At 42.6% G+C, this 24,187-nt stretch carries 21 protein-coding genes; 11 read left to right on the forward strand and 10 right to left on the reverse strand.

Translation table 11 applies throughout. The features are described 5' to 3' along the window. Nucleotides 1-130 precede the first annotated feature (130 nt). From NT175_00765 to NT175_00785, 5 genes are all read right to left on the reverse strand, one after another. Nucleotides 131-700 (reverse strand): hypothetical protein, encoded by a 570-nt coding sequence (locus NT175_00765; protein MCX6233244.1) that lies wholly within the window; start codon nt 698-700, stop codon nt 131-133. A 203-nt stretch (nt 701-903) separates the two neighbouring features. After that, complete coding sequence (locus NT175_00770; protein ID MCX6233245.1) at nt 904-1,782, reverse strand: hypothetical protein; 879 nt, start codon at nt 1,780-1,782, stop codon at nt 904-906. 177 nt (nt 1,783-1,959) lie between these two features. Next, nucleotides 1,960-4,155 carry a T9SS type A sorting domain-containing protein gene (locus NT175_00775; protein ID MCX6233246.1) on the reverse strand — a complete coding sequence of 732 codons (2,196 nt, stop codon included), beginning with the start codon at nt 4,153-4,155 and terminating at the stop codon, nt 1,960-1,962. 207 nt (nt 4,156-4,362) lie between these two features. Next, complete coding sequence (locus NT175_00780; protein ID MCX6233247.1) at nt 4,363-4,743, reverse strand: hypothetical protein; 381 nt, start codon at nt 4,741-4,743, stop codon at nt 4,363-4,365. A gap of 226 nt (nt 4,744-4,969) precedes the next feature. Then, nucleotides 4,970-6,094 carry a tyrosine-type recombinase/integrase gene (locus NT175_00785; protein MCX6233248.1) on the reverse strand — a complete coding sequence of 375 codons (1,125 nt, stop codon included), beginning with the start codon at nt 6,092-6,094 and terminating at the stop codon, nt 4,970-4,972. A gap of 278 nt (nt 6,095-6,372) precedes the next feature. On the opposite strand from NT175_00785, the gene NT175_00790 reads away from it, so the two are divergent. From NT175_00790 to NT175_00805, 4 genes are all read left to right on the forward strand, one after another. Continuing rightward, a complete protein-coding gene (locus NT175_00790) occupies nt 6,373-8,412 on the forward strand; it encodes a BatA domain-containing protein (protein ID MCX6233249.1) in 2,040 nt (679 codons plus the stop codon). Between the two features lie 159 nt (nt 8,413-8,571). Next, the gene (locus tag NT175_00795) at nt 8,572-11,385 is read left to right on the forward strand and encodes a DNA gyrase/topoisomerase IV subunit A (protein MCX6233250.1); all 2,814 of its coding nucleotides are present in this window, start codon (nt 8,572-8,574) and stop codon (nt 11,383-11,385) included. A 30-nt stretch (nt 11,386-11,415) separates the two neighbouring features. Then, the gene (gene pepE, locus NT175_00800) at nt 11,416-12,165 is read left to right on the forward strand and encodes a dipeptidase PepE (protein ID MCX6233251.1); all 750 of its coding nucleotides are present in this window, start codon (nt 11,416-11,418) and stop codon (nt 12,163-12,165) included. A gap of 47 nt (nt 12,166-12,212) precedes the next feature. Further along, nucleotides 12,213-13,085 (forward strand): SPFH/Band 7/PHB domain protein, encoded by an 873-nt coding sequence (locus NT175_00805; GenBank protein ID MCX6233252.1) that lies wholly within the window; start codon nt 12,213-12,215, stop codon nt 13,083-13,085. 10 nt (nt 13,086-13,095) lie between these two features. Here the strand turns inward: NT175_00805 and NT175_00810 are convergent, their stop codons facing one another. Both NT175_00810 and NT175_00815 read right to left on the reverse strand, forming a co-directional pair. Beyond that, on the reverse strand, nt 13,096-13,332 hold the full coding sequence (locus tag NT175_00810) for a hypothetical protein (GenBank protein MCX6233253.1): 237 nt from the start codon (nt 13,330-13,332) through the stop codon (nt 13,096-13,098). An 8-nt stretch (nt 13,333-13,340) separates the two neighbouring features. Further along, on the reverse strand, nt 13,341-13,487 hold the full coding sequence (locus NT175_00815; protein ID MCX6233254.1) for a T9SS type A sorting domain-containing protein: 147 nt from the start codon (nt 13,485-13,487) through the stop codon (nt 13,341-13,343). A 172-nt stretch (nt 13,488-13,659) separates the two neighbouring features. Between NT175_00815 and NT175_00820 the strand changes: the two genes are divergently transcribed. The 7 genes from NT175_00820 (at nt 13,660) to NT175_00850 (ending at nt 21,197) form a co-directional block, all read left to right on the forward strand. Next, nucleotides 13,660-14,274 carry a V-type ATP synthase subunit E gene (locus tag NT175_00820; protein ID MCX6233255.1) on the forward strand — a complete coding sequence of 205 codons (615 nt, stop codon included), beginning with the start codon at nt 13,660-13,662 and terminating at the stop codon, nt 14,272-14,274. Beyond that, nucleotides 14,261-15,109, forward strand: coding sequence for a DUF2764 family protein (locus NT175_00825; GenBank protein MCX6233256.1), 849 nt, complete (start codon nt 14,261-14,263; stop codon nt 15,107-15,109). Before NT175_00820 ends, NT175_00825 begins: the two co-directional genes overlap by 14 nt. Then, on the forward strand, nt 15,096-16,865 hold the full coding sequence (locus NT175_00830; protein MCX6233257.1) for a V-type ATP synthase subunit A: 1,770 nt from the start codon (nt 15,096-15,098) through the stop codon (nt 16,863-16,865). The genes NT175_00825 and NT175_00830 overlap by 14 nt, the downstream gene beginning before the upstream one ends. Further along, nucleotides 16,865-18,184, forward strand: coding sequence for a V-type ATP synthase subunit B (locus tag NT175_00835; GenBank protein MCX6233258.1), 1,320 nt, complete (start codon nt 16,865-16,867; stop codon nt 18,182-18,184). Before NT175_00830 ends, NT175_00835 begins: the two co-directional genes overlap by 1 nt. A gap of 162 nt (nt 18,185-18,346) precedes the next feature. Then, nucleotides 18,347-18,937, forward strand: a complete 591-nt coding sequence (locus NT175_00840; protein MCX6233259.1) for a V-type ATP synthase subunit D — start codon at nt 18,347-18,349, stop codon at nt 18,935-18,937. A gap of 8 nt (nt 18,938-18,945) precedes the next feature. Then, nucleotides 18,946-20,718, forward strand: a complete 1,773-nt coding sequence (locus tag NT175_00845; protein MCX6233260.1) for a V-type ATP synthase subunit I — start codon at nt 18,946-18,948, stop codon at nt 20,716-20,718. 20 nt (nt 20,719-20,738) lie between these two features. Continuing rightward, a complete protein-coding gene (locus NT175_00850; protein MCX6233261.1) occupies nt 20,739-21,197 on the forward strand; it encodes a V-type ATP synthase subunit K in 459 nt (152 codons plus the stop codon). Between the two features lie 142 nt (nt 21,198-21,339). On the opposite strand, the gene NT175_00855 is transcribed toward NT175_00850, so the two are convergent. The 3 genes from NT175_00855 to NT175_00865 all read right to left on the reverse strand — a co-directional run bounded on the left by NT175_00855 (nt 21,340) and on the right by NT175_00865 (nt 23,950). Beyond that, complete coding sequence (locus NT175_00855; protein ID MCX6233262.1) at nt 21,340-22,095, reverse strand: shikimate dehydrogenase; 756 nt, start codon at nt 22,093-22,095, stop codon at nt 21,340-21,342. Nucleotides 22,096-22,159: 64 nt separating this feature from the next. Then, entirely contained in the window at nt 22,160-22,678 is a 519-nt protein-coding gene (locus NT175_00860; GenBank protein ID MCX6233263.1) for a flavodoxin domain-containing protein, read from the reverse strand. A 3-nt stretch (nt 22,679-22,681) separates the two neighbouring features. After that, entirely contained in the window at nt 22,682-23,950 is a 1,269-nt protein-coding gene (locus NT175_00865) for a tetratricopeptide repeat protein (protein MCX6233264.1), read from the reverse strand. Nucleotides 23,951-24,187 lie beyond the last annotated feature (237 nt).

The following is a 24,187-nucleotide window of genomic DNA, read 5'->3' on the forward strand; positions in this document are numbered from 1 at the left end:
ATCAGAAACAAGATGGGTATTTGGGCTTTTTGTATCTTTACTCATGGAAAAGTTTGTTTAAAAGTTTATACACCTCAAAGATAATGATTATCAATGAGATAACAAACTTTTCCATTTTTTTATGAATAATTCAGGTTAGAACTAATCCGGGAATATACATTGATTTACCTGGTTTAGTATGTTCGCGATATACTAATACATCATTTGCCATGAACAGATTTTTATATGGATCTTTAGCGAAAGATGGACCAAATGAAACTCCGATCCAATCTTGAGCTTGTTCAACTTTCACTGCTTCAACATAAGCTTTACCCAAATATTTTCCTTTTATTTTATCCATATATGCATCTCCAACGGCAATTCCTCCCCTTAACGGGAAACCTTCCTCAATGACTTCACAGAAGAAAGTAAGGCACATATCACAGAAAGGAGGAAAACAGAAAGAATTGTAACTACACCAGAGAATAATGGTATCGCTGAAATAAACATGTTCAATATCGAATACCCCAAATCCTGCCGCAAAAGAACCATTTCCAATTGGAATACCACAATTTAACATTGTACAGTTTTTATATTTTTCTGCAAGACTTATGAGTTTATCATATGCCTGAGATAAAGATTCTGCTTTTTCATTTATTGTTCTGTCACTAAATCCAAGAACATCAAATTCAGCAACAACGATTGGTTTTTCCTCTTTCATATATTGTCTTTATATTGGAAAACGAAACATATGGCACAATTACAGCTAACGGTGCGGGTTTGCACAGTGGCGGAGTTTGAAACCACCTACCATTCTTTCCCTACCGAAGTTTATTTATTCTCAAACAGCCTCAAACTCACGGTTGACCGCCATTGTGTAAACCCGAAGTTATAGGCAGGCACTTGGTCGATTCGATAGTCATATTATTTCTTAAATGGGATAATCAACTCCTTAGAAACTCTATAAGTTGTAAACCCCATAGTTCTCTCTGCACCGTTTCCTTTAATATATTCTCCATTTCTTCCTAATATTTCAAGTGTTTCTTTTGATTGATCTCTCCTAGGGGAAAATAGTACACCTATTTCAATTTTATCAGAAATTTTTGATATTGGTGGAAAGTCATCAGGAAGAGCTTTACTAATTTCTTGACATTCATTGTACCATTTCGTGTCATTGATGTAAACTATTGTTTCAATTTCTCCATTTTTTACCATTAAATCTTTACTAAAAATTTCTCCTGAATAAGCTTCATTTTTCCCTTTCAAATAATGTGTTCGGCTAACATCTATCAATAGATTTGTTCCATCTGGAAAGTCTGTTTTAATATTTATTTTCACTTTTCTCTCTCCTTCATTAATCGCAGAAAGTTCAATTGTATATTCTTTTAATTCTGAAACTGGAATTTCCTTTACTGCTTCTTTCATTTCTTTAATTTCCCATTTAGTTCCGAATAAAGCATTTTCATTTTTTACAAATTTTATTAATCTATCTTCGTTAAATTCTCCTACACCATATGCGGTCAATCCTGTATTCATCTCAGGTAGATAAAGAAAGGCAGTAAATTCTTTCCAGTTTTTATTTCCATTCTCCCAGATATAAATTGCTGTATTTCTCATTTCTTTGTCAGTAGGTAATGAATCAACATCAAGAATAATTCTATATACCATTCTTTGATTGTTTAAATAACTAATGTCTTGTTTCTCAGTTATTCTATATTTTAAAATTTCTGATTTTTTTTCTGAATTTGATTGGCAACTAATAAGTAACAAACTGATTAAAATTGCATTAAGTAGATTTTTCATAATATTTTATTTTATAGTTTCTGTTTCCTGTGCTTGCCTATAACGCCCTGCCGGCAGCCGCAGTGCGGGTTTTACTTGTTGTCTGTTTTCTTAATCTTTATCAATTGTAGGTTTGGTGAATGCTAACCTCCGAAACCCGCCCGCATTGTCGGCTGACGGCTCGTTGGCAACAGTAACTTATTTTATCATAATTATTTTCCCTTGACAGGTTGAATTACTTGTCATCGCTTTAATTATTAATACAGAACTTGTCAACTCACTCCAAATATTCGATAAAGATATTTTATTGATAGTATTTGACATAATTTGATTAAATAACCTTCTACCCTGTATGTCAAATATTTCAATAGTAAAGTTTTTTTCATTTGGAATGTTGTTTTCAACGATTAAATAGTCAGTTGCAGGATTAGGATAGAATTGAATCAAATCTTCTCTATTTGAATATGGCTGATTGATTCCTAATGAATTTCTGTTGTACACAGAACCTCCTGAATAAACATTGTGTGTCATCCAAATTCTATCATAATTGTCAATTGCAATTGAAGATACTTGATTTAGGGCTATTCCTGAATTCGACTGCTTAAAAACCTCCCATTTTGATGACTTATCATATCCAACCAATCCTCCAAATAATGTTCCGGCCCATATTTCACCAATGGTATCTTCATCAATTGTCAATACCTGATTGTCCGAAATGCCGGAGTTTTCTTTCATAAACGATTGCCAGGTTGTACCATCAAACCGGGTGAGGCCTCCACCATCCCAGACACCATCGTTTACGGTACCCAGCCAAACCACGTCATTTTTATCTACCTTGAGTGCTCTTATCGTGTTGTATGGTAAAGGTGAATTAAAAACATTGTATTCCTGCCAGCTTTTATTACCATCGAATTTCATCAAACCTCCTCCGATAAGATGCCCAAAATCATCCCACATTCCGTTAAGTCCGATCCAAATGTTACCCTTACTGTCAAAATCAATTCTATTAACCACATTTGAAGACAATGGAGAATTATTAATGTTATAATTTTCCCAATTGGTTCCATCCCATCTATAAATTCCTGCGGATGTTCCAAACCAGAAAATTCCCTTAGCATCAACCTTTAGTACCCGGTATATACCTGTTGAAAATGGAGTTTCGGTATCCGTAAATTGAATTCCATCGAACTTGGTCAGTTTGTAATATGTTTCGTATCCAGCTGGTGTATAAGTTGATTTATTAGTTAATAACCATAGGTTCCCCTGATTGTCAGGAGTTATATGTAATATTGTTTGGTATAAAAGATTTGAGTTTATAGTATCCCAATTTTTATACTGCTGATTATCATAACAATACAATCCATAATTATCAATACCAAACCATAGCTTGCCATATGCAAACGCAATAGTATTTATCACGTTTGAAGGAAATACGGAGGGTTGCGAAAATTTTACTTCCTTGAATATCCCATTTTCAAACAGCATCAGCCCGTTTTTGCGAGTTCCTATCCATAGATGGTCATTAGTATCAATGAAAAGCGTGAAAATTTTGAAGTCGTTTCCATTCTGAGAAGTACAAGAATAGGTACTCCAAATTCCTGTTGAAGAAAAACAAGTCAACTTATCATAAGAGCCAATCCATAAGTTACCCTGTGAGTCAAAGAAGATTTTTCCAACATTGTTTGATGGCAAACCCGAATTAACCATATTGTAACAAAACCACGAAACCCCACTGTAATAATACAAACCATAGTTATCAGTGCCAACCCATATATTGTTGTTTTTATCTAATGCAATGCTGTTTGCATGCCCAATTACTTCTCCAATTCTTTCACTTATATTCCCATCGTATTTGAACAAACCCTGATAGCTAGCAATCCAAACATTTTGAAAGTTATCAATTTTCATATCAGAAATACAATCAAACGAAACAAGTGGATCCATTTGCTTAATGATTTCGAATACTCCGTTTTTAAATTTTGAAACAAACCCGAGCGAGCCAATATAATTATTATCAGCCAGGTCAAATGCAAAGCTCGAATTATATTGGTCATGAGGGATGTTGGAGTTTTCGGAATTGTATGTAACGCATTCATTATTATCGTAAATTCCTATTCCGCTACGACGAGAGCCAACCCAAACCGAATCATCAGGTCTCACATTAAGTGTCAAAACACTGTTATCGGGAATTCTTTTGTTAGCCCTGTCAAAAATTATTGTTTCCCTAGTCTGCTTATTAAGTTTTACTATACCTCCGCTCGTTCCTATCCATAAAAACCCTTGATCTTCATCGATGGAGTAAACCCAGTCTTTATTTGCAAGATTTAACCATGTCTGAGAAAATAAAATGGTATTCAATAATAATACTAAAAGAATTATCGTAATTGATTTCATATTATTGGCCTTTCTGTTATTGTTGCCAACGTTCGGCCGGCAGCCGCAGTGCGGGTATTAGCAGGTTTTATTTTTGAGTTTCGTAATCATGTTTAGTAGCTCCAACCACTTTCGTTACCAACTTGCCCCGCATTGTTGGCTGCCGGCTCGTTATGTGCTGCCCAAAATTTATTTTATAGTATAATACTCCTTCCAATATGGACTTCTTTATACAGTTCTACCTTTCGGAAGGAGTAGATAACCAAAGCCAAGTGTGAAGAATAGATATACAGCAACAATGCCCCATCCGAGTACATTCAGACCACCTGAAAGCTGGATTATTAGTGTAGCAACAAGCGCAATGGCATCATAGATAAACAAATTCCAAATGATTGCACGTCGAGCAATAGAGTCTTCTGCATTCCGGGCGAGCCATGCGAGTAAGAGATTTCCAATGAGTGCCGCGCCATATTCTCTTGCTGTCAGATCAGCACCTGGGCCAAATGAGGTTCCCAGAGTATTAAGCAACCAACCAGGCACAAACAAGAGTAAAGGACCAAAGCCTAAACAGACAATGGCTTTAATAATCATTACGGTTTTGAATTTCATAACAATCCTCCTTTTTTAATGTTAAATAATTCACCTACTAAGTTAGAAAAAACAAAATAAATATTAAATATTTTTTAATTTCTTTGTCTAAAGATAGTTTGAATAAGTGTCAATGGGTTGTACATAACTATCTTATGGAGGCTACTCAGTTAGTCCTGTCTGCATACAATAGGTGTGCGGACAGGCGACACTGTGTGGCGCGTTAGTTATATTACTGTTTTTCTGATTAAAGATCATCAAACGGACTCCGGATACTCTGTATGCTCCGCGCACTGACATGGGTGTAAATCTCCGTTGTGCGGCTGCTGCGATGCCCCAGAAGCTCCTGGATATACCGAATGTCAACACCCGATTCGTGTAAATGCGTCGCATAACTGTGTCGTAACCAATGTAAAGTTACTGGTTTTTTTATTCCGGATAATAAAAGTGATTTTTTTAATACCTGCTGCAAACTCCGCTCGTCATACTGCTGCCCTCTTACTACACCTTCAAATAGCCATACCTTTGGCCTGTAATTCTTGTAATATTCCCTCAGCATACTTATCAGCTTCTCCGAAACAGGCACTATCCGGTCTTTCTTTCCTTTCGCTTGCCTGATAATTAGCAAGCCCCTGCGACTGTCAACATCGACTAGTTTCAGATTCAGTAATTCACTTCGACGCAATCCACACCCATATATCAAACTCAACATCGCATGATGCTTAATGTTTTTCATCGCTAGCAGCAACGCTTTCACTTCATCCCTGCTTAACACATTCGGTAGCCTGTATTCACGTCGTGGTCGCTCAACCTGTTCCACCTCAACTTCCTGACCAGTTACCTCCCTGCAAAATAGTTTCAAAGCATTGATGAACTGATTCTGATATGATTGGCTCAGCCTTTTCTTCAGAATATATTCATTCGTAAACTTAACAACAAGCTCATTCAGGGTACTATCTTTACCAGCTGTCAGAGTAAACCGTAAGAAAATGGATAAAATTTCACTATAAGTTCGTATGGTCGAAGAGCTGTACCTCCTGTGTTCCATCCAGCGAACAAGACTTTCAATCTGGTCTGCTTCCCTTACAGGTAAGGGTAGAAACAATTTTTCATCGTCTTTACGGATGAGTAGATCATTTGTCAATTGATGCTTTAATCCATCAAGATTGAGCAATGCATTATTGCTGAAAATGTTCAGAATCTTGTTCAAATTAGCCTGCGTAAAACCTATATGCCAGCATTTCATTGCCGGCTCCCAACGTGCTCCCGGTATAGTCCGAATTATCGCAATAGTCTCCTTGTCATAAGCGAAGTACAGCAGTAGCCGCCTGCGGCTGTTCACAATGCCTTCCTCTACTTGAATGGTCTTCATTGTGGTTTTTATTATTAATCGGAAAAGATGCGAAAATATACCCCTATCAGGAGGGAAATAATTAACCCGACATATGAAAGAAAGCATTATTGTGATTATTTGTCAAAAGACACCTCAACCCTCACTCCCCTCTCCTTCAGGAGAGGGGTTGGGGGTGAGGTCATGTAGATCAGGAGAGGGATTGAGGGTGAGGTCATCCCTTGTTGAATAATTGTAGCTTTATCGCCTTAAATGGTAAGTCAATAATGCATAAATTTGACGCCGGTAAAAGATTTTAAATGCAATTTATCAATCCATATTTTCTTTTCGGCCTGCTGGCCATCTCTATCCCCATCATCATCCACCTGTTTAACTTCCGCCGCTTTAAAAAGGTCTATTTCACCAATGTCAGATATATAAAGGATATAAAAAGCGAAACACAGAAGAAGTCGAGGCTCCGGCACCTGCTGGTGCTTCTGCTCAGGATCATGACTGTCATCTGTCTAATGATGGCCTTCGCACAGCCATTCATACCGGCATCGAAAGAGAATAAGGGAGTGGGCAAACGTAAGGCCATAAGTGTATATATCGATAATTCCTTCAGCATGGAAGCACAGTCCAATGGCATGTCACTGCTGGATGGTGCCAGGAAAAAAGCTGCAGAAATAGCCCAGTACTACTCCACCACCGACCTGTTCCAACTGCTTACCAATGACTTTGAAGGCCGCTACCAGCGGTTTGTAGCGCGTGATGAATTTATCAGCATGGTCGATGAAGTCGGCCTGTCGCCTGTCGCCAGAAACCTTTCAGAGATCTACCGCCGGCTAAGCGACATGCAGTCACAGGCCTCCAACGACTACCGGATCATCTACCTTTTATCGGATTTTCAAAAGACAACCGCTGATATCGGAAAAATCGTTCCCGATACTACCATCAGCATATATTTGGTTCCACTCACAGCCGAAAAGACAAACAACCTGTATATCGACAGTTGCTGGTTCGAGACACCCGTACATCTCATCAACCAGAAGATGACGCTCAAAGTGCGGATAAAAAACTCGGGTGAAACAGGGTACGAGAAGATGCCGCTGAAACTGATGGTCAACAATTCACAGAAAGGCCTGGCAAGCTTTGATATTTCGGGTGATGCCAGTGTGGATATCGGCATACCGTTTACGAACTACACTGCCGGCATCCAGTATGGCATGCTTGAAATAAACGATTACCCCGTTACTTATGACGACAGGCTCTATTTAAGCTATACCGTTTCATCTTCCATTCCCGTGCTGGCTATAAATGAAAATGACAAAAACCGGTACCTTGATGCGGTGTTGGGCAGAGATTCTGCCTTTATCTTTACCAATAGCCCGGTGAGAAGCCTTGATTTTTCAGCTTTTGGCAATTATAACCTTATCATCCTGAATGGATTGACGTCCATTTCAAGCGGACTGGAACAGGAGGTGAAGCGCTTTGTTGAGAATGGCGGCAGCGTTGCTGTTTTCCCTTCACTGGAAATGGATGTTCAAGGGTACAGGGAATCCCTCAGCAGGATAGGGTCCGGGTATTTTGGCCCCGGCGACACAACAGGCACCAGAGTTACCGACATCAACACCGACAACCAGGTATATCATGATGTATTCGAGAGCATACCTGAAAATATCGACCTGCCGGCAGTAAAGCATCATTTTCCTGTGGAGATGTTGCCACGGTCGGGTCAGGAACCGCTGCTGACCTTACAAAATGGCCATATCTTCCTGAGTGTACAGCCTGTCGGCAAAGGATTTATTTACCTGTGCGCAGTGCCTCTGGAACCTGCCTGCAGCAACTTCCCGCTTCATGCCATCTTTGTGCCGACAATGTACAAAATGGCCCTGCTGAGTGAGCCACCGTCCGGATTATTCTATACCATCGGAAGCGACGAGCCTGTTGAAATACGGAAAACAGAACTGGAGGGCGATATGACATTTAAAATTCGAAGTACAACGGGTGATTTCGAAGTCATCCCGGAACAGCGCATCATAGGCTCCAGGGCGTCACTCTACATGCATGGACAGGTCACTGAAGCCGGAAACTATACTCTTTTGACAGGAGACCAGGTTATCAGTGGTCTGTCGTTCATTTACGACAGGAAAGAGTCAAATTTAGACAGCTATACACCTGAAGAACTTAATAAATCATGGGATCCGGTGAAGTATAATTTTAAAGTCATTCAGGAAACCGGTAAGCCATTTGGCGAAGTGCTGGATGAGCTGAATATCGGAATAAAGTTGTGGAGGTGGTTTGTGGTGCTGGCGCTGTTGTGTCTGGCCGGAGAGGTGGTGGTGTTGAGGTTTTTTTAAGACAGCCTCACCCCCTGTCCCCCTCTCCTCCAGGAGAGGGGGTGAAGGGGGAGAGGTGGTTTGGGTTTGCGGGTCACAGGTCTTCAGGTAGCCGGTAGTAGGGGTGTTATGGATTAATTTAGGTTTGAAAAATCGATTATTTTTGGAGAAATTTTGAAAATGGAAGAATTGGAAGATATAGCAGGTCGGACTGAGGGTAGTGAAGTGCAGCCGGAGGGGGAAGATCTTCCGAAGACGGTACATCTTGGGGGCTTATATGAGAACTGGTTCCTCGACTATGCCTCTTATGTGATACTGGAGAGGGCTGTGCCCGATGTCTATGACGGATTGAAGCCGGTCCAGCGCCGGATTTTGCATGCCATGAAAGAGCTTGACGACGGCAGGTACAACAAGGTTGCCAACATCATAGGCCATACGATGAAATATCACCCGCATGGCGATGCTTCAATCAATGATGCTCTGGTGCAACTCGGGCAAAAGGAACTGCTCATCGACGCACAGGGCAACTGGGGTAACGTGCTCACCGGCGACAGCGCTGCAGCCGCACGTTATATCGAAGCACGTCTGTCGAAATTCGCCGGTGAGGTGCTCTTCAACCCGAAAACGACGGTGTGGAAGTCATCATACGATGGCCGCAATAATGAACCTGTCCACTTGCCTGCCAAATTCCCGTTATTGCTGGCGCAGGGCGTAGAAGGCATCGCCGTGGGGCTTTCCTCGCGCATACTGCCGCACAACTTCAACGAAATCGTCGACGCATCCATTCATATCCTGCAGCAGGAGGATTTTGAAATATTACCGGATTTCCCGACAGGTGGACTGGCCGACTTCTCAAAGTACAACAACGGCGCCAGAGGCGGCAGGGTCAGAATTAGAGCCAGAATAAGCCAGAAAGATAAAAAGACACTCGTGATCACCGAGATACCATTTGGCACCAACACAACGTCTCTCATCGAAAGCATTATCGACGCCAATGACAAAGGCAAGATCAGGATCAGGAAAATTGACGATAATACAGCCGAACAGGTGGAGATACTCGTTCACCTGGCCCCCAATGTCAGTCCTGACCAGACTATCGATGCCCTTTATGCATTCACCATGTGCGAAGTGTCGATATCACCCAATGCCTGCGTGATATGGGACGGCAAGCCCAGATTTCTCGATGTAAAAGAGATACTCCGGATATCCAATAAAAACACGGTGGAAATCCTCCGCAGGGAGCTGGAGATCAGAAAAGAGGAACTACTGGAGCAGCTTTTCTTCGCCGGCCTCGAGAAAATATTCATTGAAAAACGCATATACCGCGACATAGAGAACTGTACCACATGGGAAGCCGTGCTGGAAACCATCGATAAAAAACTGCAACTACACTTCAAAAAGTTTTACAGACCGGTCACCACTGACGACATTGTGAAACTGACCGAAATCAAAATCAAAAGGATATCGAAGTTCAATTCGTTTAAGGCCGATGAGGTTATGGATGCCCTGCAGGTGGAACTGGATGAGGTGAAGACACACCTGGAGAACCTGATTGATTATGCCATCAACTATTTCAGGCATATTAAAAAGAAATACGGAACTGGACGGGAGAGGAAGACCGAGATCAGGAACTTTGATGTCATTGAGGCAGCCAAGGTGGCTGCTGCCACCTCCAAGCTTTATGTGAACCGCGAAGAAGGCTTTGCAGGCACATCACTGAAAAAGGAAGAGTATGTGTGTGAGTGCTCTGATATTGATGACATTATTGTTTTCCGTGAAAACGGGACCTTCATTGTAACCAGGGTGGCCGATAAGCTGTTTGTCGGAGAGCATATCGTGCATATTGATGTATTTAAGAAAAACGATGAACGAACCATATACAATATTGCATACCAGGACGGCAAGAAAGGATTTGTATATGTCAAGCGTTTTTCGGTGAAGAACATCATGCGCGACAAAGATTATGATGCCACACAGGGCAAGCCGGGCTCGCGGATTATGTACCTCACAGCCAACCCGAACGGAGAGGCCGAAATGGTCAAGGTATTCCTCCGGCCGCGGCCAAAGCTCAAAAAGCTGTCATTTGAGTTCGATTTCAGCCAGCTGTCTATCAAAGGCCGCAGCTCCATCGGTAATATTCTCAGCAGGAAGCCTGTGCGGAGGATAGAGAAACGGGAAGAGGGCGTGTCGACACTGGGCGCACTCGATATCTGGTACGATGACACCGTGAGGCGGCTCAACAGAGACCAGCGTGGCTTATACCTCGGAGCATTCCTTGGTGATGACAGAATCGTGACCGTCATGCAGTCGGGGGAGTATAAATTCACCACCTATGATCTGTCAACCCATTTTGATGAGGATATGTTACTGATCAGAAAGTATGATCCGAATGACATCATAACGGCGGTTTACATCGAAGGGGAGAGCCAGCAGCCTTATATCAAGCGTTTCCAGGTGGAGCCATCGAATAAAAAAGTGAATTTCATAGGTGAAGATAGCCAGGCGAAGCTGATGAAGGTCACCTTCGACCCGGCACCTCAGCTCACGATTGTTTTTGAGGAAAATCCACGGCGAAAGGTTAACACGGAGGTCGTCAGCCTGGCTGAATTCATTACAGTGAAAGGTTACAAAGCCAAAGGGAAAAGGCTGACCGTATATCCATATAAAGAATTGAATTTACTCGAACCAGTGACGGAACAGCAAATAATTGTTGTTGAAGAAGTGGACATAAAAGATGAAGAGGCGGAAGAGATACCTGAAATCATGGAGGTCGCTGAAGCGGTGCTGGATGTGATAGAGGAGAATGATACTCACAAGAGCGAGATTGACGTAGGGCGGGAAATGAAGGATGAAGAATTAAAGATGAAAGATGAAGAAGTAGAAGTAGCAGAGGCGGATATGCCGGAGAGACAAATTGAGGCTGGTGATAAAGGAAGCAGGAAAAATGAGTCAAAGCGGGATGATGTTAACCTGCAAATGGAACTGGATTTTTAAGATTCTTAAGGCTGTATCAAAATGAAAAAAATGAAAAAACATCTTCTTCTTATCAGCAACTCCACCAATTTTGGTGAGGAGTATCTTGGCTGGCCAAGGCAATATATTAAGGATTTCCTTAAGGATACAGGCGTGAAGCGCATCCTGTTCATCCCCTATGCGGGTGTCAGCCTTTCGGTTGAGAGCCTGGATGCCTCCTTCGATGTTTATGAAAAGAGGGTACAGCAGGTATTCACAGAACTGGGCTATGAAATCTATTCCATCCACCATGAAAAGGATCCCGTGGCAGCGGTGAAACATGCCGAAGCCATTGCTGTGGGCGGCGGAAATACATTTCATCTGGTTTACATGATGCATACGAAGCATCTTATGGAGGTGATCAGGCAGCGGGTGCTTGAAGGCATGCATTACCTTGGCTGGAGTGCCGGCGCCAATGTAGCCTGCCCGGGCCTATACACCACCAATGACATGCCCATCGTTGAACCGGCAAGCTTCACATGCCTGAACCTGGTGCCGTTCCAGATCAACCCGCATTACCTGGATGCCAATCCCGAAGGACATGGCGGCGAAACAAGGGAACAGCGGATATTTGAATTCTGCACTGTCAACCTGAATATGAACGTTGTCGGGTTGCGTGAAGCTACATTATTGCAGGTTGAAGGGGAAAAGATCCGGCTTGCCGGAAAAAGATCGATGAGGGTGTTCAGGTTTCAAAAAGAACCGGCAGAATATAATCCCGGCGATAATATAGATTTTTTATTATCCGAATATTTTACTTAACTTTACGCATTAGCAAATTTCTTAAAATCATTAATAAGGAGGTTAAAATGAGCCCATTAATTGTAATTCTCATCATTATCGTAGTTTTCCTGTTTTTTTCGGGTGTCAGGATCGTAAGACCTACTCACAGGGGTTTAACAGAACGGCTGGGAAAATATAGCCGGTTTGCCAATCCGGGATTTCACTGGATAATACCCATCATCGAAAGGATGTTTCAGATCAACATAACAGAACAGATGGTCGACGCAGACCCACAGGAAATCATCACCAACGACAACCTGAATGCCCGGGTTGACGCTCAGGTTTATTTTAAGGTGAAGGAAGATGCTGACAGCGTGAAAAACTCCCAGTATAATGTCAACAGATACCAGTGGCAGATCGTTAACCTTGCCCGTACGACATTGAGGAATATCATCGGTACATTAACGCTAAAGTCAGCCAACAGTGAAAGAGGGAAAATAAATGCCGAATTGCACAAAACCCTCAGGGAAGAAACTCAAAGTTGGGGCATTGAAATTGTCCGCACAGAATTGAAGGAAATAGATCCGCCTAAAGATGTTCAGGAGACCATGAATAAGGTTGTAAAAGCTGAAAATGAAAAAATTGCCGCCATCGATTATGCCACGGCAAGGGAGACCGTTGCCGATGGGGAAAAACGTGCAAAGATTAAAGAGGCAGAAGGATATAAGCAGGCAAAAATATTGACTGCAGAAGGTGAAGCGGAAGCTATCAAGCTGGTCAATGAGGCAGCCGACAGATATTTTACCGGCAATGCACAGCTTCTGAGAAAGTTGGAGACACTTGAAACCTCATTGAAAACCAATGCCAAAATCGTTATCCCGACAGGATCGGAACTGATTAATATCATTGGCGATATGGCAGGTGTGGTGCCCTTGACACGGAAACAAAAGGACGAATAATTGTCGTGGTTTATTGCCGGAAGTGTTTGATAAGCGCCATTACAGAAACAAAGGACCACACGACTTCCAGAACAATGAACGGAGCAAATTTCAGCAGAATAGCAGCGACACAGGCAGATCCGGCACCGGTTAAGTTGAGTAAAATATATGGGAGACTATCCCGTGATATTTTGTCGGTGATGTTGAGAAAAAATGCAACAAGTAGAATGGTCACGCCCAAGGTGCCTGTCCAGTCGGTTAATGTCATATTTTAAACTATTTCAGTAAAACCATTTTCCAGGTTATTGACTGGTCACCAGCCTTTAACCTGTAATAATATATGCCATCCGGAAAGGTATCATTGATAAAATCCACCTCATAATCACCTGTCGTCGTTTTTAGGATAGAGCCTGTTTCACCCATAATCCAGCCGGTTTGAGCATAAGACCCTGACGTTAAAAAAAGTAAAAGCAAAATGCTGATGGTGTAACAGGTGTTTTTTATAGCTTTTTAATTAAGGATTGACTGAGTAAATGTAAAAATTTTTTCTCTAAATTTGACCCTTCATTTCAGTTGAATTCCAATTTATTTCACTATGGAAAATAAACTCCAGGAGCTTACTCAGAAGATCTATTCTGAAGGTATACAGAAAGCGGAGCAGGAAGCACAGGTTATCAGGGAAAAAGCCAGGACGGAAGCTGACGCCATCATAGAACAAGCCAGAAAAGAAGCCGCTGACATCATCAGGCAGGTTGAGAATCATGCAGGGGAAATCAGAAAGAACGTGAACGCTGAATTGAAATTGTCAGCCAGCCAGATCATCAGTGCCATTAAACAGAAGATAACCTCATTAATCACTCTCCGGATTATCGGTGAACCGGTAAAAGAGGTTTATAAAGATAAGGAATTCATCAGGAAAATCATCATCATGCTTATCCAGAACTGGTCCGCTTCATCAGGGAGTGAGGGTGTTCAAGTTCATATTCCTGCAAAAGATGATGCGGAACTTGGTCTTTTCCTCAGATCACAGCTGCAACAGTTACTTTCGGGTGGCATCGACATTTCTTTTGATGAAAATATGTCATCCGGCTTTAAAATCGGACCCAAAGACGGCAGTTACATAATCAGTTTTACAGATGAAGATTTTGCTGGTTTTCTGAAGACATACTTGCGTCCGCGAACCAACCAGCTTCTATATGGAGGGGATTAAAATGCTGCGGTATTACTATTGCCTTGTCGCAGGCCTGCCTGAAATCTTCACCGACCAGCAGAAGTTGCCTTTTACTTTATATGAATTTAAAAAGGAACTCAGCGAAGTGTTGCATCCTTCGGACTATAAGCTGGCACAACTCATCTTCCTGGCTTATGATAATGTTAACATGTTGAATATCCTCCTTAAAAAGGAAAAACCTTATCAGGATCTCGGTAATTACAGTTATGAGGAACTGGAAGAAGGAATAAGTGAGCCGGAACTCCTCCGTAGTTACCTTCAGGTGTTCATCGAAGAATTTAAAACAACAGGTAATACGGGTGATCACACCCTGGAAAACAGGCTGACATATCTCTATTTGGAAGAAGTAAGGAAGACAAAAAATATTTTCCTGAAGGACTGGTTCAATTTCACCGTCATGTTGAATAACATTCTTGCAGCTTACAATGCCCGGAAGCACCATTTTGACATCGATGAGCAGATTATCGGCGATGACGAAATCATTGAAACCATGAAAAGAAGCCAGGCCAGGGATTTTGGCATTATGGCCGACGTGCCATTCGTCGACAAGGTCATCGGTATCCTTGAGAACAAAAGTCTCATGGAACGCGAAAAAAACCTGGATATGATGAAGTGGAGTCTTCTTGATGAGCTCACTACATTCAACTACTTCACCATTGAGATTGTTCTGAATTATATCCTTAAACTAACCATTATTGAACGATGGATGAAACTTGATGCGGAAACCGGGAATGAGTTATTCCGGAAATTGAACGAAAAGCTCACAAAAGGTTATGAATTTCAAAAAGAATTTCAGATAAATGAAAGAAAGTAGAACACTGACTACCGGAAAAGTGGTGGGCATCATTGCCAATCTGGTTATTGTGGAAATAGCCGGTACTGTTCATCAGAACGAGATATGTCATATTTTTCTGGGTGATACGAAACTGGTTGCCGAAGTGATCAAAGTGATCGGCAATAAGGCCTATGTGCAGGTCTTCGAAAGTACCAGGGGACTTAAAACAGGGACACACGTTGAATTTTCAGGGCATATGCTGGAAGTCACGCTCGGGCCTGGTATCCTTTCAAAGAATTACGACGGCCTGCAGAATGACCTGGATAAAATGCAAACTATTTTCCTTGTCCGTGGTGAATATACATTCCCGCTGGATCATGACACTTTGTGGGGATTCAAGCCCATTGTGAAACCCGGTGATTTAGTGAGAGCTGCCGACTGGCTTGGTGAAGTGATGGAGAACTGGATGCACCATAAAATCATGGTGCCCTTCAGCCTGGAAGGTAAATACACTGTTAAAAGCATCGCAAAGGAAGGAGACTATAAGATCACAGATACCATTGCCGTGCTCACCGGCAGCAATAGCATTGATGTACCTGTGAACATGATGCAGAAATGGCCTGTGAAGATACCTATCAAAGCTTTCAGGGAGAAAATAAGACCCTACAGGCTGCTGGAAACCGGAGTGAGAGTGATCGACACCCTGGATCCGATAACTGAAGGAGGCACAGGGTTCATACCCGGTCCTTTTGGCTGTGGTAAGACGGTAATGCAGCATGCCATTTCCAAACAGGCTGAAGCTGATATGGTCATTGTGGCTGCTTGCGGCGAGAGGGCCAATGAGGTGGTTGAGATATTTAAGGAGTTCCCCGAGCTCATTGATGCACGGACAGGTCGCAGGCTGAAGGAACGTACCACCATTATCGCCAACACGTCGAATATGCCTGTGGCGGCGCGTGAAGCATCGGTATATACCGCCATGACCATTGCCGAATACTACCGTTGTATGGGACTTAAAATATTGTTGCTGGCCGACTCCACATCACGCTGGGCACAGGCCCTGCGTGAAATGTCGAATCGTATGGAGGAACTTCCCGGCCCTGATGCATACCCCATGGATCTGCCTGCCATCGTGTCTAATTTTTACTCACGTGCCGGTTTTGTCATCCTCAATAATGGTTCAACAGGCTCCATTACCTTTATCGGAACCGTTTCACCGGCAGGTGGAAATCTGAAAGAGCCGGTTACCGAGTCAACAAAGAAAGCCGCACGGTGCTTCTATGCACTGTCACAACAACGTTCCGACAGCAAGCGCTACCCGGCCATCGATCCCATTGAGAGCTATTCAAAATACCTTGAATATCCAGAGGTACAGGAGTATTTTAAAGACAAGATATCTGAAAACTGGTTCGACAACGTCATTCATGCCAAAGATATCCTTCTGAGAGGAAAAGAGGCGTATGAACAGATCAATATCCTTGGTGATGACGGAGTACCTGTCGATTATCACATCCGCTACTGGAAATCGGAGGTCATTGATTTCATCATCCTGCAGCAGGATGCTTACGATAAGGTGGATGCTTCCACGCCTATGGAGCGTCAGCAATTCATGCTTGAAAAAGTGCTGGGCATATGCAATGCCGATTTTAATTTTGATTCCTTCGAGGAAGTGAACCTGTATTTTAAGAGGATCATTAACCTCCTGAAACAAATGAATTATTCTGAATTCACTTCCGGTGAATTCAAAGATTTTGAAAAAGAATTAGATGCTGTAATCCTTGAAAGAACGATATAATGGATACAAGGGCTTTTCAGAAAATATATACGAAAATAAGCAAGGTGACCAAGGCTACATGCTCCTTGTATGCAACAGATGTGGGGAATGAGGAGATGGCAACCGTGGATGGCCGTTTAGCCCAGGTTGTTAAAATACTTGGTGACGAAGTCACATTGCAGATCTTTGCCGGCACTGAGGGCATACCGACCAATGCACAGGTGATTTTTTTTGGCAAACCACCCACATTAAAAGTCAGCGAGGAGCTGGCAGGCAGGTTCTTTAATGCCTATGGACAACCGATCGACGGCGGACCTGAGGTAGAAGGTGAGGAACGTGAAATCGGTGGACCGTCGGTCAACCCCGTTAAAAGAGAACAACCTTCGAAACTTATCGCCACCGGTATTGCTGGTATCGACCTTAACAACACCATTGTCACAGGCCAGAAGATACCTTTCTTTGCCGATCCTGACCAGCCTTTCAATCAGGTTATTGCCATGGTGGCATTGCGGGCCCAGGCTGATAAGATTATCCTCGGCGGCATGGGACTCACCAATGATGACTATCTGTTCTTCAAAAATGTCTTTGATAATGCCGGCGCCCTTGACAGGATCATCAGCTTTGTAAATACCACTGAGAACCCCCCAGTCGAAAGGCTTCTGGTTCCCGACATGGCCCTTACAGCAGCAGAATATTTTGCCGCTGATAAAAATGAAAAGGTGCTTGTCCTTCTTACCGATATGACACTATATGCTGACGCCCTCAGCATCGTATCGAACAGGATGGACCAGATACCGTCAAAAGACAGCATGCCAGGCTCCTTATACAGCGACCTGGCGAAAATCTATGAAAAAGCCGTGCAATTTCCTTCGGGTGGCTCTATTACCATCATTGCTGTTACTACTCTGTCAGGTGGTGATATCACCCATGCCATACCTGATAACACGGGTTATATCACAGAAGGTCAGTTATATCTGAGAAGGGATACCGACATCGGCAAGGTTATCATAGACCCGTTCAGAAGCCTGTCGAGGCTGAAACAGCTGGTCATCGGCAAACAGACAAGGAGCGATCACCCACAGGTGATGAATGCTGCAGTCAGGCTTTATGCCGATGCAGCCAATGCCAAAACAAAACTGGAGAATGGATTCGACATTACGGAGTATGACGGACGTACACTGAAATTCGCTAAGGCATACGCGGAAAAACTTCTTGCAATAGACGTCAATATAGATATTAACACTATGCTCGATACAGCATGGGCACTGTTTAAGATTCATTTCAAACCTGAGGAAGTAGGGATCAAGAAGGAGTTTGTGGATTTGTACTGGAAGAATTGAGGAAAAAGCTGCAAGTTGCAGGTTACAGGTTGCAAGTTGCAGGTCGCAAGTTACAGAAAATGAAATTATTAATTGTAAAATTGATAATAATTAAACCAAGCTTGAGGCTTATAGCTACAAGCTCTGGGCTCAAACCTATGATTTATAAATTGTAAACCGCCGATGGCCATTAAATTTCAATATAATAAGACCTCATTGCAGGAACTGAACAAGCAGTTGGTCATTCGTGAAAAGGCATTACCCACTATAAAGAACAAAGAGTCGGCTCTGAGGATAGAGGTTAAGAAAGCTAAATATGAAGCCATTGCTCTCGGGAAAAGATTGCGGCAGAATATCCGCCAGTATGAGTCGATGGTCAGTCTGTGGGGCGAGTTTGACGCCAGCCTAATTACGGTGGAGGATGTGAAACTGTCGGTAAAAAAAATTGCCGGCGTTAAAACCCCTGTACTTGACGGAATAGACTTTTCGACCAAAAAATTTAGCCTGTTTAATAGCCCCTCCTGGTTCCCTGACGGAATTGACATATTGAAGGAACTGGCAACCATCGGCATTGAAAGGGAGGTGTTCCTGCTTAAAATGGCTCTTCTTGACCGGGCCAGGAGAAAGACCACACAAAAGGTCAACCTGTATGAAAAGGTGCAAATCCCCGGATATCAGGAGGCTGTCATGAAGATCAAACGGTTCATGGAAGATGAGGAAAACCTGTCAAAATCGGCACAGAAAATTTTAAAAAGCCGTCTGGCAAATATTTAATATGCACTATGGTCATACCTATGCTTAAATATTCCATTCTGGTGTACCACCGCGATTATGAGCAGTTCCTTATCGACCTGCAGGGTCTGGGAGTTGTGGACATCATTGGGAGGGATGTTCAACCGGATGAGGAAACCGTTCAGAAGATGCATCTTATCAGGCAGATACGGCAAAGGATAACTTTTCTTAAAAGAAGAAAAGTTGAGCCTGTAGCTGCTGCAGGTGAAAATCCGGAGGCATTGGACATTCTGAATACGATCAATCAGCTTGAAAGCGAAAAAGATCAGGTTCAGACGCAGCTCAATTCCCTCCAGAAGGAAATTAACAACCTGTTGCCATGGGATGATTTTTCACCGGGATCTGTTGCCAGGTTGAAGGATGCCGGCATCACAGTGAGGCTTTATTCATGTTCGGTAAAGAAATTCCGGCCAGAATGGAGTGTGGCCTATACGGTAGAAGTCATCAACACCTTGCAGTCAACAATTTATTTTGTTGTTTTCCAGGAAAGTGATCAGGTCATTACTATTGATGCTGAAGAGATCAAAATGCCCAGCCGGTCGCTTTCGGAGATGAACGCACTCAAGGACAATCTTGTGGGACGGCTGCAGGACATTAATAGGATATTTGATGGATTTGCAGCGAAGCACATAGGTGTTTTAGAAGCTGCACTGGCATCATTGGAGAGTCAGACCGACTTCAGTCATGCTGTCCTCTCTGCCAGGAAAGAGGCTGATGATAAGCTGATGATCCTGCAGGGCTGGGTGCCGGTTACCCGAAAGAAAGACCTGCTGCAATTTCTTGATAGCACTTTCACTTTCTATTTGTCTTCCAAACCTGGACCGGAGGATAAAGTTCCTGTACTTCTGAGAAATAGTAGCTTCGCAAAGCTTTTTGAACCTATTGGCAAACTTTTTTCATTGCCTGCATACAATGAAATAGATCTCACGCCTTTCTTCGCGCCTTTTTTTATGATGTTTTTCGGTTTCTGTATGGCTGATGCAGGCTATGGCCTGGTGATTTTTCTCGGATCTACTGTCCTGAAACTTACACAAGACAGAAAAAACCATGCTTTATTTTCGATTGTCCAGCTCTTCGGTCTATCAACCATGTTTTTCGGACTGCTCTTTGGCACTTTTTTCGGAGTATCACTCCTGGAGATTGAAAGCTTAGGCGAAGTGAGAAAATATATTCTGAACAACAAGCAGATATTCACTCTATCCATTATGGTGGGTTTATTCCAAATTCTTTTCGGGACAGGCATAAGAGCCGTAAATATGATGAAGCAATCAGGTTTTGTTTATGGACTCACCTCAATTGGATGGATATTGCTCATTCTGGGTTTGATGGATCTTCTTTTCCTGAAGGCAGGTGGCATCATCAGCCAGATAGTGATTTACTCTGGAATATTCCTGATCGTGTTTTTCAGCAATCCGAAAGCAGGCATCTTTGGCCGCATCGGCAGGGGATTATGGGATTTATATGGCGTCACCGGAATTTTTGGTGATGCATTATCCTATGTACGGTTATTCGCCTTAGGCGCTTCATCGTCCATACTGGGTTTTGTAATTAATGATATCGCCTTTAAAATCAAGGATGTACATCCTGTTTTCGGATGGATAATCTGTATAATTTTTCTGGTTCTCGGTCATACTCTTAATATGGCTATATCCGCATTGGGCTCTTTCGTTCACCCGATGCGTCTGACTTTTGTTGAGTTCTACCGGAATGCCGGTTTTGCCGGCGGAGGAAAGAGTTATAAACCATTTTCGACTAAACATTAAAATATATAGGAGAAAAAATTATGTCTACGGCAATTATTCTGGCTTATATCGGTCTGGCGCTGATGGTTGGTCTGTCCGGCGTTGGCAGTGCTATCGGTGTGGTGATCGGAGGCAATGCAACGATCGGTGCCTTGAAGAAAAATGATTCCGCTTTCGGCAGTTACATGTTGTTGTCAGCTTTACCGGGCACACAGGGATTGTATGGCTTTGCAGGATTTTTTATCATCAATAACTCGGGTGTGCTGACCATGGAGATAACCATCCTTCAGGGTGTGGCCATTCTTGCTGCCGGATTCCTGCAGGGTTTGGTATGCCTGATATCGGCGATCACCCAGGGACAGGTCTGCGCCAATGGCATTGCAGGAATTGGCGCCGGTTATGATGTCTTTGGCAAGACGATGGTGCTGGCCGTGTACCCCGAGTTATATGCTATCGTGTCATTTGCCACCACATTTCTAATTAGCACGAGCATTCAATAAATATATAGCCCACGACTTAAGTCGTGGGCTATATAAAAAATCTAAACCCCTCGTATTTCACCCATGACTTAAGTCATGGGCTAGATAAAAATTCGAAATTCTTCTTATTTCACCCACGACTTAAGTCGTGGGCTAGGTAGACTTAAGTCGTGGGCCAGATAAAGATTCGAAATGCTTCATCAGCTTGAAGTCTCAGCATTTCTAACCCATTAACCGTAACCGCACCCTGAAGTGCTGCTTTTCTCAGGAAAACAGTCCTTTGAGGATTGTACACCAGATCAAGCACCAGGTGTTCACGTGTCAGGTATTCGTATGGCAGATCAGGAAAGGATTCTACATCGGGAAACATCCCCAGGGGAGTGGCATTGACAATAATCTGATGATTCCGGATTACAGATCCCTCTGCCTGTGAATACGATATCTGGTTTTTACTGACAGGATTTCGTGAGATGAAAAGAAGTTTGATATCCAGCTTGGTAAAAACATAGGCAGCAGCCTTTGCAGCTCCACCGGTTCCAAGTATTAATGCATTCTTGTGATGGGGTGACAGGAATTTACTGATGGTTTTCTGAAATCCAATATAATCGGTATTATAACCAATAAGTTTAACATTACGTTTATCACGAATGATCCTGATGGTGTTGATAGCGCCGATGTCCGATGCCACAGGGTCCAGTTCATCAAGATAAGGTATCACTGCCTCTTTATACGGAATAGTCACATTCAGCCCGTGTAATTCGGGAAATAATTTGATCAGCTCCGGCAGTTCCCTGATGTTTTTCAGAGGAAATAAACAATAGTGATGATCTTTAAGACCTTCCGTAGCGAATTTTTTGTTGAAGATTCTTTCCGATAGGGAGTGGGAGAGAGGATAGCCGATGAGGCCGAAAAGATACACGTGCTATAAATATTATTTTGATTGCGCAAATATATCCTGTGCGAATCTCGATAAAAACCAAATTTCAGAATGTCAACTCCTTAAGCCATTGGCTGATTCTGAGCTGGCTCATGTCGCCCTGATTCTGTTCATCGAGGGCAAGGCCGATGAAAAAATCTCCATCCTGTGATTTCGAATCCGAATGTTCATAGCCTTTTACGGGCCATTTGCCAATGACTCTGGCACCTCTGTATTCCAGCTCTTTTTTAATGGTGTTCATTTCATCGACGAAGTGGTCCGGATAGAGTATCTGGTCGCCTAATCCAAAGATGGCCGCATCCTTTCCATGCAGGCTTGTATTTTTATCTTTCATCCGTACGAAGAACTTGAACCACTGGTTGCCGGTCCAGGCATTCTGCCATGAATCAGCACCGACAGTAGAACAGCCAAAGATCAGGTTGTCATAATTCAGTATAATTTCAGGATCAAGATCTTTCAGCGGCATCATATCAATGTTGGTGTCACCTAATAATTCAACAATGCGTTTTGCATTCTTTTCGACGCTACCTTTTCTGGGCCAATAAACCAATGCAATCTTTTTCATGGCTTAGGAGTTATTAAGTTTATAGACAGTTAACCGGTTAAGCATATCCGGCTGGCCGGGCTGCAGTTCAATGCCCTCCTCGAGAACCCTGATGGCATTTTTTACATCCCCAAGCTCATAATACACGTTGGCATAATCCATCCATATTTCCGGATCATCGGGATTCAGCTCACTTACCCGGAAATAGGAGTGGAGAGCCATTTTTGTGAGACCTGTTTTATACTGGACATCTCCTAGAAAATACCAGTACTCGGAATTTGTCGGATTCAGGTCAACAGCTTTCTGAATGCAGTCGATAGCTTTATTTGGAATGTTAAGCTCATCATAAGCCAGTCCCATACCCAGCCAGGCATCGGCAAGCTCACTATCCAATTCCACAGCCAAACCAAAATTCCGCAGCGCCTTGTCGTAATTTTCCATCTTTTCATAACATTCACCGATATAGTAGTAAGTCATTGCCTCCGGTTCTTCATATTCAAATGTCTCTTCATAAATGGCTATGGCTTTTTCGAATTCCTTCAGGTTGGCATAGGAATTGGCTTTGTTGAAATAGGCCGAGGAGAATGTGTCATCAATGGCGATGGCAAAATCATAGGCTTCAATAGCTTTGTGGAACATCTCAAGATTGTTGTAAGCTATCCCCAGATTAAACCAGGCTGTCTTCGAATAAGGGTGTTTATCCACAAAATCAGAGAAATACTCAACACTAGCTTCCGATTTGTTAGCTATTTCATGACAAAATGATATTTCAAAAAGGGCCGCTTCATTGTCAGGATTGATCTCCACGACTTTTTTAAGATAGTCGATGGCTTTCTGGTAATTGCCAAGGTTTTCATATTCGAAAGCGATGTTAGTATAAATATCCTCGAGATCATCGCTCTCTTCCATCGCCTTGTTGTATTCCTCGATGGCTTTTTCGTAATGTTTCAACTGGCTGTAAACCGATCCTTTGGTCATATGCACATCAGCATTGCTGGGTTCGATGATTTCAATCTCGGCGAGAAGCTGAAGTGCTTTGTCCATATTATTGGAGGAAACAAGGTACTGAACCTTCTTAAGCATGAATACCACTGATCCGGGATGCTGCGAAATGGCAATTTCAATGGCTAATCTGGATTTACTTAAGTTGTGGCTTTCGAGATAATAATCAATAATGGCCTCAAAATCCTCAACATCAAAAAAATAGTTCCTGTCTGAACCAACCATCTTTTCGAAACGATCTAAAACCGTCTTAAAATTTTCCTCACCAAAAAAATCAAAATCCTCTTCCATACAATCTGCGCCGGAAAAATGCGTTATTAGTATTTGAATGCAAAATTACGCAAAAGATTAACATTAATTTATAGTTCAGCTTTACCCTGTGACAAAATTTATTAAATATGGCATATCCTGAATCATGTTCAGGATGAAATTTTGACCACTTATTAACAAATGAAATGAATTAGCTCACCAAAATGTAATTTTATGCCCTTATCTACGATGTAATCCCATAAACACTTTAGTGGTATT

It is taken from the genome of Bacteroidota bacterium (genome assembly GCA_026391695.1).
In the GTDB taxonomy this organism is placed as follows: Bacteria; Bacteroidota; Bacteroidia; order Bacteroidales; family JAGONC01; genus JAPLDP01.

Coding starts and splice junctions, on each gene's coding strand:
- NT175_00840 (MCX6233259.1), top strand. CDS start 18,347: ATGGCCATTAAATTTCAATATAATAAGACCTCATTGCAGGAACTGAAC.
- NT175_00815 (MCX6233254.1), bottom strand. CDS start 13,487: ATGGGTGAAACAGGCTCTATCCTAAAAACGACGACAGGTGATTATGAG.
- NT175_00790 (MCX6233249.1), top strand. CDS start 6,373: ATGCAATTTATCAATCCATATTTTCTTTTCGGCCTGCTGGCCATCTCT.
- NT175_00820 (MCX6233255.1), top strand. CDS start 13,660: ATGGAAAATAAACTCCAGGAGCTTACTCAGAAGATCTATTCTGAAGGT.
- NT175_00805 (MCX6233252.1), top strand. CDS start 12,213: ATGAGCCCATTAATTGTAATTCTCATCATTATCGTAGTTTTCCTGTTT.
- pepE (MCX6233251.1), top strand. CDS start 11,416: ATGAAAAAACATCTTCTTCTTATCAGCAACTCCACCAATTTTGGTGAG.
- NT175_00835 (MCX6233258.1), top strand. CDS start 16,865: ATGGATACAAGGGCTTTTCAGAAAATATATACGAAAATAAGCAAGGTG.
- NT175_00830 (MCX6233257.1), top strand. CDS start 15,096: ATGAAAGAAAGTAGAACACTGACTACCGGAAAAGTGGTGGGCATCATT.
- NT175_00770 (MCX6233245.1), bottom strand. CDS start 1,782: ATGAAAAATCTACTTAATGCAATTTTAATCAGTTTGTTACTTATTAGT.
- NT175_00775 (MCX6233246.1), bottom strand. CDS start 4,155: ATGAAATCAATTACGATAATTCTTTTAGTATTATTATTGAATACCATT.
- NT175_00850 (MCX6233261.1), top strand. CDS start 20,739: ATGTCTACGGCAATTATTCTGGCTTATATCGGTCTGGCGCTGATGGTT.
- NT175_00825 (MCX6233256.1), top strand. CDS start 14,261: ATGGAGGGGATTAAAATGCTGCGGTATTACTATTGCCTTGTCGCAGGC.
- NT175_00865 (MCX6233264.1), bottom strand. CDS start 23,950: ATGGAAGAGGATTTTGATTTTTTTGGTGAGGAAAATTTTAAGACGGTT.
- NT175_00765 (MCX6233244.1), bottom strand. CDS start 700: ATGAAAGAGGAAAAACCAATCGTTGTTGCTGAATTTGATGTTCTTGGA.
- NT175_00845 (MCX6233260.1), top strand. CDS start 18,946: ATGGTCATACCTATGCTTAAATATTCCATTCTGGTGTACCACCGCGAT.
- NT175_00795 (MCX6233250.1), top strand. CDS start 8,572: ATGGAAGAATTGGAAGATATAGCAGGTCGGACTGAGGGTAGTGAAGTG.
- NT175_00860 (MCX6233263.1), bottom strand. CDS start 22,678: ATGAAAAAGATTGCATTGGTTTATTGGCCCAGAAAAGGTAGCGTCGAA.
- NT175_00780 (MCX6233247.1), bottom strand. CDS start 4,743: ATGAAATTCAAAACCGTAATGATTATTAAAGCCATTGTCTGTTTAGGC.
- NT175_00810 (MCX6233253.1), bottom strand. CDS start 13,332: ATGACATTAACCGACTGGACAGGCACCTTGGGCGTGACCATTCTACTT.
- NT175_00785 (MCX6233248.1), bottom strand. CDS start 6,094: ATGAAGACCATTCAAGTAGAGGAAGGCATTGTGAACAGCCGCAGGCGG.